We start from the raw sequence: 14,334 nt of genomic DNA, 5'->3' as shown, positions 1-14,334 counted from the left end.
AAATTCTATACAATTTAAGAATTTCATATTGACTAATAGTTTATTATTTTAATTATTCTATAAATGTTTATTCATACGAATCGAATCACGTATAGTTTATACGACATTATTTCATAATGAAAATTAATCTATTTCTTTGGTAAAGGAGATTCTTATGAGGAAGTTGTTTCTAATTTTCTTATTCTTGCCTATCTTCATATTGTATGCTTGTGGTGTACCCTCAGAAGCAAACTTAGGTACGCCAGAAAACGATAGAAAAAAATCTAATCACGAATTTAGAGAAATCAACCAATTAGTCGTTGATAATGAAAATGTAAAAATCACCATATTAAACATGAAGAAAAACAAAGAACAATCGAAACAAACTGTCACGATTACGTTTGACATTTTAAATAAACGAAAAGATACAATGAAAATACAAGCACAAAGACTATCAGTAGATGATCGGATGGTAGATGAAGCGATTTATCAATTGGAACAGGAAATCTCACCAAAAAAAGCAGCCACTGCAAAACTAGTCATCCAACAATTAGAAGACATCGAATTTCCCGAATTTAAAAATGATTTAGAAATGGAATTATATATTTTGTCTTTAGATGATCCAAATTATGTTGAAAATCACCACGTGAAAATCATTTATGAATAGATGAAAGTGACTGATTTTTTTTAATACAAGATAGTCTAGAGTTATCAGTGTATAATAGTGATGGTAATCAAAGTATTTCATTCTACCAATAGGATTTAAAGGAGTTCGACTGATGAATATATTATTAACAACTTTGAACGCCAAATACATTCATACGAACTTGGCCATTCGTTATTTAAAAGCATTCGCACGTCCGGAGTTTGACCCAACGATTGTAGAATTTACGATAAAAGAACCGACATTAAATATTGTGACTGATCTTCATCAAAGAAAACCCGATTTAGTCGGTTTTAGTTGCTATATTTGGAATATCGAAGAAACGATTAAGGTTATTCAAATGCTGCGAGTTGTTAGCCCACATACAAAAATTGTATTAGGCGGGCCGGAAGTCTCTTATGATGTACATTATTGGTTGCGACGATTGGAAGGGCTTGTTGATTTCATCATTATGGGGGAAGGTGAATATTCTTTTAAACAATTGCTACGATATGTTCATGGAGAAATCCCACTAGAAGAAGTTCCAGGCATTGCTTACTTACAAGATGGAAAAATGAATATTCATCCACAGCCAAAGAAAATTGACTTACGGGAACTTCCAAGCCCATTCCGTTTTGAAGAAGATCGAGCTTCTATTTCAAAACGCATTCAATATATTGAAACAAGCCGCGGTTGCCCATTTAGCTGTCAATTTTGCTTATCTTCTATTGAAGTAGGCGTTCGCTATTTTAATAGGGAAAAAATAAAAGACGATATTCGTTATTTAATGGCCAATGGTGCAAAAACAATTAAATTCGTTGACCGAACTTTTAACATTAGTCGCAGTTATGCAATGGACATGTTCCAATTTTTAATTGATGAGCATGTACCTGGCGTGGTGTTCCAATTTGAAATTACTGCTGATATTATGCGACCTGAAGTCATTCAATTTTTAAATGACAATGCACCAGCAGGTTTATTCCGTTTTGAAATTGGCGTCCAATCTACGAATGATTTAACAAATGAATTGGTGAAACGTAGACAAAACTTTGAAAAATTAAAAAGAACGGTCACAATGGTGAAAGAAGGCGGGAAGATCGATCAGCATTTAGATTTAATTGCTGGACTTCCTGAAGAAGATTATGAGAGTTTCCGCAAAACATTTAATGATGTATTTGCGATGCGTCCAGAGGAATTGCAGCTCGGCTTCTTAAAACTATTGCGCGGTACAGGTTTACGAATTGAAGCCGAAAAGTTTGGATATACATATGTTGATATCGCACCTTATGAAATTTTATCAAACAACGTATTAAGCTTTGATGAAATTATTCGCATCAAACAAGCGGAAGATGTGCTCGAAAAATATTGGAATGCTCATCGAATGGACGATACAATTGAATACCTAGTGTCAGAAGTATTTGAAACCCCATTCGATTTCTTCCAAAACTTTGGTACTTTCTGGGAAGAAAAAGGATGGTCGAGAATAGGTCATCAATTGGAGGACTTATTTACGAGATTGGATGAATTTTTACGCACGTTACCAAACGTGAATTTAGGTATCGTTCATAGTTTAATGAAGCTCGATTTCTTATCGAAGCAACAATTCCACCCTCGAAAGCTTTGGTGGGAAGAACGAATTCCAAAAGAAGAATTGAAAGCAATAAATAAGAAATTAATTGAATCTCCTAATATTGTTGGAGAAGAATTTGCCCAATTGCAGATTAATGAAAAGGAACTTGTGAAGCATTCACTTATCGTTCCATTTAGTATAGATTATGATGAATATAAAAAAGGAAAAATTGTTGAAAGTGATACGTATTTGTTTGTCTTCTTCAGACAAGGAACTACTCCATACTTTGCAACGTTTCCAAAAAACCTCATAAAATAAAAAATAGTAGTACAAACCGAATTGTTATGCTCCCTATTAGGTAGACAGTTAAAAAATAAAACTGTTTATCTAATAGGGAGTTTATCAATGATGGTTTGTGCTACTTTTTTATTAAAACATGGATTTTCTCATTGCTCGTGTGGATTGCACTCTTACTCGTGAAGATACGGTGCTTCTTGTGCAAATAACTATCTTGCTTGTGCATAAAACTCTCCTACTCGTGCAGATAATACATCAGCTCGTGCAAATACCACCCTTGCTTGTGCATATACCACCTAAGCTCGTTCAGATAGCAACCCTACTTATTTGGGTAATCTCCCACTAGTATTGAAAATCCTTCCTTCTATTCATTAACTTTTACTGAAACAATGCTAATCCAATAAACCAAAGTACAGGAACAAAAAGTGCTGGCAACATATTTAACGATTTGCTGTCTTTAATACCTAAAATCGATAATCCAGAGCTTAATATTAAAATGCCTCCTACGATGGAAACCTCCGTCATTAGTTCAGCTGTTAAAAATGGTTCAATATATTTTGCACATAAATAAATCAAACCTTGCCAAATAAACAATACAACTGCAGCAAAGGCGATACCGATTCCATAAGTGGCAGCTAAAGCCATAGATGTCACTAAATCCAGCGTAGCATTTGTAAATAAGTATGTATGATTATTATTTAAAGCACTTTCCACCGGACCTAATATCGACAAAGTACCGATACAAAATAGCAAAATGGCTGTAGACAAGCCCTTACTTAAATCTGTTTTAGAAAACCGATCAACAACATTCTTAAATTTCCCATCAAAATCAATAATGGTCCCAATTAAACCACCAACAGATAAACTAACAATAAATAAGACCGGATATTTGCTATTCGGCATATTTTGAACAATCGCATTGATTCCTAAAGCAGTAGCGGCAAACCCCATGGCTGTAAATAATGCAGATTGATATTCTTCTTTAATTCCCTTTTTTAATGCGCTTCCTACAAAACTCCCTACCAGAATACAAATTGTATTTACGATTGTGCCAATCATCACTTAACACTCCCATCAAAAGTAACAAAACTATCCTTTAATAATATTTGAATTTTGTAATATTAAAGAATTTTAACACAACTTATATTAGGAAGCATATTTTACTTTTATACTAATAGAATTTTAAAAAGTTTTAACACATATTTCTATTATCAATGTACAAAAAATAACCCCCGTAAAAGTTTCGTAATGTGTTTAACTTTTACGGGGCTATCATTTTATATTTTTTCTAATATGTATTAATACTTATAAAGCATTGCAATAAATTCGTGCCCACCACCAATTGTCCAGAACAATACGATATCTCCTCGCTTAATTCGATTGGATTGAATTCCTTCATAAAGAGAGACGAATGGTGAGCTTGTTCCAGTATAACCATACTGGTCTCCTATATAGATAATTTTCTCATCAGGTATATTAAATCTTTCTTGAAGATTTTTGATATTTGATAGGGCAAATTGTGAAAAGCAAAATGCATCCACATCTTCAATTTGTAAATTATTTCGATGCAAAAGTTTTTCTATTTTTTCATACGCATACGGCAATGAAACAGCACCATCGAATGGAAGCCAACGAATATAACCAGGAAACTCTTTATTCAATACATATTTAGAAAAACCTTGATCTGGATATAAAATATTTTCTTTAAAAGAAGAATCCGTTTCGTAAATTGCATCGATAAACCCTGTATCTTCTTCCGTTTTTTCAAGAAATACAGCCGCTGCAGCATCTCCAAAGCTAGCATATGTAATTTCTTCATCCGGATTTGCAACAAGAGACAAATAGTCAGAACCTACTACTAATGCATTGGTGATGTGGGGATTGCTTAACAAGTATCGGGAAGCTTGTTCAACCGCAATCGTCATTCCTGCACAGTTAGCATTACTGTCGTAAACAATACAATCTTTTTTCCCTTGAATTGCCTCATGAACAAAAATTGCATTTGTAGGGAATGTCAACTCAGGTACTTGGGAAGAAAAGATAATCATATCGACATCTTTTCCTTCTACTCCTGCTTTCTCTAAAACTCGCTTAGAAGCGTCGATTGCCATCGTTATACTATTTTCTTCCGAATTATTTATTTGATAATAATTCTTTCTTCCTAAAGTTTCTAATAAATTAGAAATATCTTTCCCTTTATTTTCTTTAAAGTAATCAATATACTTCTGACTATTTACAACATGATTTGGATGATAGACTTCCACTTCTTTTATTTGAACATGCGTCATGCTTACTAAAAGCCTCCTATACAACTTTGAAACGAGAAGAACAATTATACTTCAACTACTTCAAATGGCTCTAAACCTACAGTTTTTGCAATTCTATTCAATTGCATTTTAATAATTGCACTTTGTTTAATTTCCACAACTACTTTTTTAAACCCTGTAGTTTTATAAAGTTCGAAACATCCTTGTAAATGTGGAATCATATCTTGCGTTATAACATTTAAATCACGACAATCAAAGCGTAATTCATATTGACTAGCTGGAATCGGATCAAGGTTCTTATGGTAATCATTTAATAATTGTTGCACTTTTTCTGGAGAAAATGAGCCTCCTACAACCATATTCACTACTTTTTGCACTGAATTTACTTGAATAGAGTAAAATCCTTCTCTCATACTATTCCATCCTTCCAATAATAAATTTGTAATAATAAATCAGAAAAATAAAACTATATACCTAATAATTCAATAACACTATAAGTATAATAGTTTTGTTTTTCAAAGTATAACAATTTATACCAATAGTAATATATTAAGTTCATCAAAAAATATCAATTACCTATTGCGGAATTTTTTAAAAAGTTAGAAATAACTATCAATTTTTTTGAAACATAATAAAAAAGGGATATTAAACTAAACCCTAATCTAGTTTAATATCCCTAATTACAAATTTATCTCATATAAACTTTTACAATAACCGTTGCATCATCAATGCTTAATTTTAAATTGAAAGAGTCTCCTCGGGATAGCCCTTTTTCTCCTAAACCAATCATTAAGTTTATTGTTCCATTGTAGGAGATTTCATATTGATCATTTGTAGTATTAATGTTTGTAATAATTGGACGAATTTCCCTTGAGGATCCGTCTGCAAAGGTAACTAGCCCTGTATTCGGATTAAAGTTTGCTTCTTTACCGTATTGATCCTCTATTTCAAAATAACCCTCTTCATAGATTTCTTTGAATAAATCAGTTGCTGTTAATACTAAACCATATTCAGAAACTTCTACATCAATCTCTTTTAATTCTTTCTGACTTAAAGAATTTTTATTGATTAAAACGAATTTACCATTTACCTTTACCTTTTCACTTGAAAGTGTAAGAGTATGCTTGATTTGTTCGCCTGTTTGGTTAATGGTGATGAAAATATCAGCTTCATAAGTTTGATTTTCCTCATCTAAAATACCATCTGCTTCAATGGCATCAACATTCGCAGTCACTTTATTACCATCTACATTTAAATATTTGCTATTCGTTGTAATGGTGTAAGCACTGCTTGGTAATTCGACTTTATCATGATTCACGAAACCATAAACCTTAATATTTGCATCATATTTATCTACTATTTGACCATCTGGAGTAACTCCAAGAACGAATTTTTCACTTTCTACTACAAACCTTGTTTCTTCTTTTGGTTCTTCAGTTTTCTGAATACTAATTCGTTTGTCAAATGCTGGTAAAATTTTTCCTGATTTTGAAGGTACCCCTTTTATTTCGAAGCGATAGTTTCCTTCATTTTTTGAATTAAGGGTAATTGTGTATGAATCCCCCTCTTTATTTAATTCACCTTTTGCAAATACTTCATTTTCTAATCCTACTAATTTGAAATATGTTGCTATTTCCTTCGAACTAGTTGATGTTGGCAAGTTGACTGCTTCATTAAATTGAACTACGATTTCGTTCCCTACTACTTCAACCTTTTTCACTTGGAAGAGTTTTTCCGTTAGCGTAGTGTTTATCAGTCTTTGTAAAAATGAAGCAAATTGCCCTCTCTTTAAAGTAGCTTTGGGTTTGAATTCTTTTACATTCGTTATGTTAAAGTAGTCTAATACTTGAATTGATGAACGGGCACTTTCTTTCGCTTCTTGTATATCAGTCACTTCAATTTCAAAAGATTGAGCATCAACATAATGATGAACGTCAACTTGATAAATTTTTGATAATGTATTTGCTAAAATCACCGCCATATCTTCACGGATCATTGCTTGTGTTGGATTTAATCGATTCCCTTCAAAAATCCCTGCATCTTTTACTAGTGCTGAATACTGAAGCAACTCATCATCCGTATTTTTAGAAAGGTCTAAAAAGCGCATATTCGTTTTATAATCGCTAGGAATTTCATAGCCTTGTAACTTTATAAATCTACCAATCAATTTCACTACATCGGAACACGTTAAATCTTGATAAGCTCTAAATGTCCCATCAGGATATCCTTTAATAATTCCTGCATCCACTAATTGAACAATTGCCTGTTCATGAGTGTCACCTTTTATATCTGAAAATTGTGCCGCACTTGAAGCAACGGGAACTGCTGTTGCAGCAATCGTGACAGCAGTCGCTGCGGTAAATAAATTCAACCATTTTTTCTTTTTCATAAAAAATCCTCCAATATGCATTAATCAAATGAACGTCATCCGCTTCAATATGATAATTATACCTTTTCTACAAAATAGATGATAGTTTCAGCAATTAATTCCAGTCTATCTTTCGTTTGGAAAATAATACAAATTCCAACCCCCTATTTATTAGTCCGTATAAACAAAAGAAATGTTCCATATTGTTTCAAAATAGTATTCTCTCTTCCACCCATTACTTTCTGTTTATGAAAGCCTCCCAATTACCTATTCGAATATAAAATTCAAAAATTGGTATTTACGTGGAAAATAAATTGTGTTAACTTATGAATTAATCCAGTTAACAAAAAACAACTAAGAAGGTGATGTTTTGAACCATTTTTGGGTCGTTGGAACAGACACAGATGTAGGAAAAACCTTTATTGCCACATTATTAATGCGCTATTTGCAAAAAAAAGGATTCAAAGTGGTTCCTTATAAGCCGGTACAAACAGGCGTCATGAAAAAGAACAATAAAACCTACTATCATGATACGTCTAGTTACCTAAATTATAGTTTGCAACCATTATCGCCTAATTCCATTAATTCATATTCTTTCCCCGCTCCTGCTTCTCCTCATTATGCAGCAGAACTTGAGGGAGAGTGGATTAGCGGAGCAAAAATACTCAATAAAATTGAACAATTACAGGATGAATATGATGTTGTGATTTGTGAAGGGGCTGGAGGACTTTATGTACCTCTGCAATCTCATACTTCTTTAACTTTACTAGATATCATTCAACGCTCGAAACTACCTGTTGTATTAGTTACCCATCCGAAACTTGGCACAATCAATCACACATTGTTGTCAATTGGCGCATTAAATGCAAGAGGAATTGAATTGCTCGGAATCGTTATCAACCAATACGAACATAGTGAAATCGAAAAAAATAATATTCAAACTTTACAACGTTTTATTCCCCATCAACAATTTGTCGTTGTGGAAGGAAATCGAACGATTGAAAGCTTTGATGAAGAAACGATTTTCGAAAGGCTGATGAATCGTGAATTACTCCGAACTACAAGATCTTGACTTTAAATATATTTGGCACCCATGTTCCCAAATGAAAGACTATGAAACATTTCCACCAATCGTTATAGAGAGAGGTGAAGGCATTTGGCTATATGACAAGCAAGGAAATCGCTATTTAGATGCCGTTTCATCTTGGTGGGTCAACTTATTTGGCCATGCCAATCCGCGCATTAGCAAGGCAATTGCCGACCAAGCAAAAAAATTAGAGCATGTAATTTTTGCGAACTTTACCCATGAACCAGCTATACATGTGGCAACAAAACTGGTTGAAAAAACTCCGGATGGATTAGAAAAAGTATTTTTTGCAGATAACGGTTCAGCTGCCATTGAAATAGCGTTAAAGATGAGCTTTCAATATCGTGCTCAAACTGGACAACCAAAAAAACAACGCTTCTTAACTTTTACAAATGCTTATCACGGAGAAACGCTCGGAGCTTTGTCAGTCGGGGCGGTAGATTTATATAACAAAGTTTTTCAACCTCTTTTATTAAATGTTGTTCAAGCAGAAGGACCAAATTGTTATCGCTGTCCATTTGCTGAACATCCAGGTACTTGCGATGCTCCTTGTGCAATGTTTGTGGAAGAGCAATTTAAGATGCATGCTGATACTCTTTCTGCTGCCATTATTGAACCGTTAATTCAAATTGCAGGCGGCATGAATATGTATCCTCCCGTTTTCTTAAAAAAATTACGGACATTGTGCGATCAATACGACGTGCATCTTATTGCGGATGAAATTGCGGTTGGTTTTGGAAGAACTGGAACGTTATTTGCATGTGAACAAGCAGATATAACACCGGATTTTCTCTGCTTATCGAAAGGCATTACCGGAGGATATTTGCCGCTTTCAGCAGTGCTAACAACAAACAAAATTTACTATGCGTTTTATGACGATTACGGCACAATGAAAGCTTTCTTGCATTCCCACAGCTACTCAGGCAATCCACTTGCATTGCGAGCGGCCCAAGAAGTGCTTGCCATATTTGAAGAAGAGCAAGTATTAGAAAAAATTGCAAAGAAAGCAAAACTTTTAAATAAATTAGCACACGAAGCCTTCGATTCACTTCCATATGTCGGTGAATATCGACAAACAGGATTTGTTGGCGCAATTGAATTAGTTGCAGACAAAAAAACAAAAGCCCCTCTCCCAAGTGAAGAGCGAATCGGCTATCGAATTTATAAAAGAGCATTAAATAGAGGAATTTTACTAAGACCCCTTGGCAATATTTTATATTTCATGCCACCATATATCATTTCTGAAGAGGAAATAGAATGGATGGTTAATACAGCTAAAGAAGAAATTGTCGAATTTTTCAAAAAGAAAAAGGTGGGAATTATATGAGAAATTCACAGATTTTTTCACTTACATTAGTAGCGATATTCGCTGCATTGACCGCGATAGGAGCATTTATCAAAATACCATTGCCAATCGTTCCATTTACAATGCAAATTATCATTGTTTTTTTAGCTGGCTCCATTTTAGGCAGTAAAAGAGGTTTACAAAGTCAATTAGTATATATCTTTGTTGGTTTAGCAGGGCTACCTGTCTTTACTCAAGGTGGAGGACTGACATATGTATTGCAACCTACTTTCGGTTATTTAGTCGGCTTTGCTGTTGGTGCTTTTATTATAGGATACATCATTGAACGTGGAGGAGAAGAACCTTCCCGCTTACGATTTGTTGTTGCAAATTTAGTCGGCACTTTCGTTATTTATGCAATTGGTGCGCCATACGTATACTTTGCACTAAATTTCTTGCTGGACATGCCAACAAGTGCATCAACCGTATTTATGACTGCTTTTTTAAGCACTGTTGGTGTTGACATTGTATTAGCAATAGTTACTGGACTGTTTGCAAGAAGAATTTACTTCTTATTAAATAAAAAAATGTTCAATGTATTGGAGGTACCTAAATGAAATGGCAAACTTTAGCACAAGAAGTTATTAACGGAAAAGAACTTTCTAATGAAGAAGCAATGGAGATTTTGAACGCTGACGATGATGAACTACTGCCATTATTACATGGAGCTTTTACGATTCGTAAACACTACTTCGGCAAAAAAGTGAAATTGAACATGATTATGAATGCTAAAAGCGGGTACTGCCCTGAAGATTGCGGCTATTGTGCTCAATCTTCAAAATCCACAGCCCCTATCGAAAAATATCCTTTTATTACAAAAGAACAAATTTTAGAAGGCGCGAGAATTGCTTTTGAAAATAAAATTGGCACTTATTGCATTGTTGCAAGCGGCCGCGGTCCAACTCGAAAAGATGTGAACGTGGTTAGTGAAGCAGTAAAAGAAATTAAAGAAAAGTACGGATTAAAAGTATGTGCTTGTTTAGGGATATTGAAAGAGGAACAAGCAGAACAGTTAAAAGAAGCAGGGGTTGATCGATACAACCATAACATTAATACTTCAGAAAGACATCACGAATTCATTACGACAACTCATACGTACCAAGACCGGATCAATACGATCGATATCGTGAAAAAACACGGCCTTTCACCTTGCTCTGGCGCCATTATCGGAATGAAAGAAACAAAGCAAGATGTAGTTGATATTGCTCGGGCTTTACGAGCACTTGATGCAGATTCAATTCCAGTTAACTTCTTACATGCCATTGAGGGAACAAAACTGGAAGGGACGAATGAGCTGAATCCTCGCTATTGCTTAAAAGTGCTTGCATTATTCCGCTACATGAATCCAACAAAAGAAATTCGTATCTCTGGTGGGCGTGAAGTAAATCTGCGCTCCTTGCAACCGCTTGGACTATACGCAGCAAACAGCATCTTTGTCGGTGATTACTTAACAACGGAAGGACAAGAAAAAAATCAAGATTATAAAATGCTTGAGGACTTAGGATTTGAAATTGAACTCACTGAAAAACAACAGGAATTATTAAATGTTTAATGGAATATACCCTCTATGATTGAATAAGAGCGAATAGTTGTTTCGCTCTTTTTTCTTTGGAGGCATGGCTATTATGTTCGTTCCTTTGACTATTATCCTCTCGTGAATGACTATTATCTTCTGAAATTTGACTATTATCGTCCATCGCTTGCGGCTATTTTTATCGATTGGCTATTATGTTCGTTCCTTTGACTATTATCCTCTCGTGAATGACTATTATCTTTGGAAGTTTGACTATTATCGTCCATCGCTTGCGGCTATTTTTATCGATTGACTATTATGTTCGTTCCTTTGACTATTATCCTCTCGTGAATGACTATTATCTTTGGAAGTTTGACTATTATCTCCCATCGCTCGAGGCTTTTTTTATCGATTGGCTATTATGTTTGCCCCTTTGACTATTATCCTCTCGTGAATGACTATTATCTTCGGAAGTTTGACTATTATCTCCCGTCACTCTAGGCTGTTTTTATCGATTAACTATTATGTTTACTCCTTTGACTATTATCCTCCTTAGACGGAAATTGCATTCGAAATACAAGTAACTGAAAATCATTCAAAACTCAAACTTAGCAGGTTATGAGAAGAATTTTACAGCATAAATAAAACAGTAGAACCATTTATTAGTAAGCCTAGTAAAAATAAAGGAGAATTTGATGGCGAAAAATCAAATGATATTCATGTTCCTATCCCTTTGTTCTTTTTTATTAATTTGTGGATGTACAGACAAAGCGGTAGAGGAGCAAAAGGACATCTCGAAACTTGTTTCTTATGAGAAAAGCGACTACTACTCTCCTTGGCAAGAAGATACGTTTACTTTGATTCAGTTAAAAGGAATAACTGCAACAATCGATGGAAATGATGGAGCCGTTGTAGAAGGAAATCAAATTTTCATTTATACAACTGGCACATATGTCTTTGAAGGTGCACTGGATGACGGGCAAATAATCGTTGATACTAAGGATTCCGGAAATGTTCGCCTCGTATTCAATGGTGCCACCATTCATTCATCTACCACTTCCCCAATATATATTAAACAAGCAGATAAAACCATCATCACTCTTGAAGAAAATACAATTAATACCCTTACGGATGCATCCGAGTATGTCTATGAAAACGTTACAGATCAACCAACCGCTACAATCTATAGTAAAGATGACTTAACCATCAACGGACCCGGTACCTTAACAATTAAAAGCCACTTTAATGATGCCATTAACTGCAACGACGATTTAAAAATAACAGGAGGAACCATCGACATTACCGCACCTGACGACGGAATCATCGGAAGCGACTTACTAGCCATAAAAGATGCAATAATCAATTTAACGGTTGGCGGTGATGGGCTAAAATCCACCAACCATGAAGTTCAGTCAAAAGGTCATATCGTATTAGAAAGTGGTACCTTCACAATCAATGCAGGTGGCGATGGGATTCAAAGCGAAAAAATCGTTGCTATCAGAGGAGGAAAATATACTATTACTACAGGTGGCGGTGGTCAAAAAAGAATTGAAACATCTGAAGAAATATCAACGGGGACGAATTTTAATAATCGAGAATTAATCGAATATCTTCTTCATCATATTGAAGTTTCTGATGAAGTAAAAAAACAATTGGAAGGCGTGGAAACATACGATAAAGCGCTAGCCATTTTACAAGCGAATCCCGAAATGTTACAACAAATTTCCATACCAATGCCCTCTGATTCTTCTAGTTTCTCTGATAAGCAAATGAACGGGTCAATGCTACCGCAATTTTCTACGGCATCACCCAATCCTGTAAAACAACCACTACCACAAGAAGAAATGAATTCACCTATTCTTCAAAATAATCGAGTTCCGAGTAATAAAAGCACAAAAGGAATTAAGGCAGACACAAGCATTTCGATTATGGGGGGAACATTCAACATCAACTCACTCGAGGATGCCATTCATGGTAAAGATATTTTTATATCAGATGGTATCATTCACATTTCTACCGAAGACGATGCCATTCACGCTGATGATACCGTTACACTAGAAGGCGGAAATGTAAACATTGCAAAAAGTTATGAAGGCATTGAAGGGAAAAAAATTATTATTCGTGATGGAACGTACCATGTATTTGCGGAAGATGATGGAGTGAATATACAAGGCGAAAATTCACAAACAAATCAATCGAACAATGACGAAAGATTATTATTAATTGAAGGTGGCTATTTATACGTCAATGCAGATGGTGACGGACTCGACTCGAACGGTTCCATTAGAATGACAGGTGGTACGGTGATTGTCTATGGTCCAACCAATAACAACAATGGTCCATTAGACTATGACCACACATTTCTGATGGAAGGCGGTATCCTCATAGCTGCGGGCAGCGACGGTAAAGCACAAGGGGTTTCCAATAATTCTAGTCAAAACACAATTATGATGACTTTTCTTAAAGAGCAACAAGCAAATACAAGCCTTTATATCACCGATTCAAAGGAAAATGAAATTATTGCTGTTAAACCTGAAAAAGAATTCCAATCGATTGTCATTAGCACTCCTGATTTGAAATTGAACCAAACATATACCCTTCATTATGGCGGTATTTTATCTGGTGAAAGTATCGATGGACTCTATCGAAATACAAATTATCAAAACGGGAAATTTTCAGTGGAATTTACGATAACATCCCCAATGACCTTTTTACATGAGAATAATGTTATTAAAGAAAATCGCGAAGTCAATCTGTTCTTTCACAACGAACCAATGAGGGCTCCACTATAAAAAAGGGCGTCAAATTTTACGACGCCCTTCATTCATAGTAATGCTTCGCAATGATAGCTAAACTTCATTAATATTCGATTTTGCTGTTCCCAATTCAATAGTTATTCATATAATATAAAAGATACTGGAATTGGGGGGAAGAATGATGAAAAATTATGATCATTCAAATCCGATGAATTCAACATCCTCCAACTCATCTGAAGATATCTCAATAAAATTAGGGATTATCGGAATTTTTCTTTCAACAATAGGGGATATCATTTCTTCCTATGCAGAACTACTTTCCATAGATGAATTTCAACAATCTCAACAAAAAGTTCAAGAATATGATGAAAGAATAGCAAAGCTTGAAAAACAAGTTCAATATTTAACACAAGAAATTCAAAAACAGAAAGGGAGGAAAAAATATTATTGAAAGAGTGTACTGAACATAAAAGCTTGCAACAAGTCCTAATTGACTTTTCGCAAGCTAC

The 14,334-nt window shown here is 34.7% G+C and carries 12 protein-coding genes; 8 read left to right on the top strand and 4 right to left on the bottom strand.

All coding sequences use genetic code 11. The features are described from left to right. Nucleotides 1-154: 154 nt before the first annotated feature. On the top strand, nucleotides 155-646 hold the full coding sequence (locus tag NSQ18_RS11475) for a hypothetical protein (RefSeq protein ID WP_339288135.1): 492 nt from the start codon (nucleotides 155-157) through the stop codon (nucleotides 644-646). A gap of 112 nt (nucleotides 647-758) precedes the next feature. Further along, nucleotides 759-2,510 (top strand): B12-binding domain-containing radical SAM protein, encoded by a 1,752-nt coding sequence (locus NSQ18_RS11470; protein WP_016838644.1) that lies wholly within the window; start codon nucleotides 759-761, stop codon nucleotides 2,508-2,510. A gap of 357 nt (nucleotides 2,511-2,867) precedes the next feature. Here the strand turns inward: NSQ18_RS11470 and NSQ18_RS11465 are convergent, their stop codons facing one another. The 4 genes from NSQ18_RS11465 to NSQ18_RS11450 all read right to left on the bottom strand — a co-directional run bounded on the left by NSQ18_RS11465 (nucleotide 2,868) and on the right by NSQ18_RS11450 (nucleotide 7,145). Continuing rightward, complete coding sequence (locus tag NSQ18_RS11465; protein WP_016838643.1) at nucleotides 2,868-3,548, bottom strand: DUF554 domain-containing protein; 681 nt, start codon at nucleotides 3,546-3,548, stop codon at nucleotides 2,868-2,870. 239 nt (nucleotides 3,549-3,787) lie between these two features. Continuing rightward, a complete protein-coding gene (locus NSQ18_RS11460) occupies nucleotides 3,788-4,777 on the bottom strand; it encodes a ketoacyl-ACP synthase III (protein ID WP_168411982.1) in 990 nt (329 codons plus the stop codon). 44 nt (nucleotides 4,778-4,821) lie between these two features. Further along, nucleotides 4,822-5,169, bottom strand: coding sequence for a hypothetical protein (locus NSQ18_RS11455; RefSeq protein ID WP_339288132.1), 348 nt, complete (start codon nucleotides 5,167-5,169; stop codon nucleotides 4,822-4,824). A 275-nt stretch (nucleotides 5,170-5,444) separates the two neighbouring features. Further along, complete coding sequence (locus NSQ18_RS11450) at nucleotides 5,445-7,145, bottom strand: S-layer homology domain-containing protein (protein WP_339288130.1); 1,701 nt, start codon at nucleotides 7,143-7,145, stop codon at nucleotides 5,445-5,447. Nucleotides 7,146-7,494: 349 nt separating this feature from the next. Between NSQ18_RS11450 and bioD the strand changes: the two genes are divergently transcribed. The 6 genes from bioD to NSQ18_RS11420 all read left to right on the top strand — a co-directional run bounded on the left by bioD (nucleotide 7,495) and on the right by NSQ18_RS11420 (nucleotide 14,276). Further along, the gene (bioD, locus tag NSQ18_RS11445; protein WP_016838639.1) at nucleotides 7,495-8,196 is read left to right on the top strand and encodes a dethiobiotin synthase; all 702 of its coding nucleotides are present in this window, start codon (nucleotides 7,495-7,497) and stop codon (nucleotides 8,194-8,196) included. Further along, nucleotides 8,168-9,538: an adenosylmethionine--8-amino-7-oxononanoate transaminase gene (gene bioA / locus NSQ18_RS11440; protein ID WP_339288127.1), complete on the top strand. Its 1,371-nt coding sequence runs from the start codon at nucleotides 8,168-8,170 to the stop codon at nucleotides 9,536-9,538. The genes bioD and bioA overlap by 29 nt, the downstream gene beginning before the upstream one ends. Beyond that, entirely contained in the window at nucleotides 9,535-10,113 is a 579-nt protein-coding gene (locus NSQ18_RS11435; RefSeq protein ID WP_016838637.1) for a biotin transporter BioY, read from the top strand. Before bioA ends, NSQ18_RS11435 begins: the two co-directional genes overlap by 4 nt. Further along, a complete protein-coding gene (gene bioB, locus NSQ18_RS11430) occupies nucleotides 10,110-11,108 on the top strand; it encodes a biotin synthase BioB (protein ID WP_016838636.1) in 999 nt (332 codons plus the stop codon). The genes NSQ18_RS11435 and bioB overlap by 4 nt, the downstream gene beginning before the upstream one ends. Before the next feature lie 656 nt (nucleotides 11,109-11,764). After that, on the top strand, nucleotides 11,765-13,861 hold the full coding sequence (locus NSQ18_RS11425) for a carbohydrate-binding domain-containing protein (protein WP_339288124.1): 2,097 nt from the start codon (nucleotides 11,765-11,767) through the stop codon (nucleotides 13,859-13,861). A 142-nt stretch (nucleotides 13,862-14,003) separates the two neighbouring features. Beyond that, on the top strand, nucleotides 14,004-14,276 hold the full coding sequence (locus tag NSQ18_RS11420; RefSeq protein WP_126434519.1) for a hypothetical protein: 273 nt from the start codon (nucleotides 14,004-14,006) through the stop codon (nucleotides 14,274-14,276). Nucleotides 14,277-14,334: the final 58 nt, after the last annotated feature.

It is taken from the genome of Ureibacillus sp. FSL K6-0786 (assembly GCF_037965165.1).
GTDB lineage: Bacteria > Bacillota > Bacilli > Bacillales_A > Planococcaceae > Ureibacillus > Ureibacillus thermosphaericus.
The sequence above is the reverse complement of the archived record's forward strand: the minus strand, read 5'-3'. Positions and strand labels throughout refer to the sequence as shown.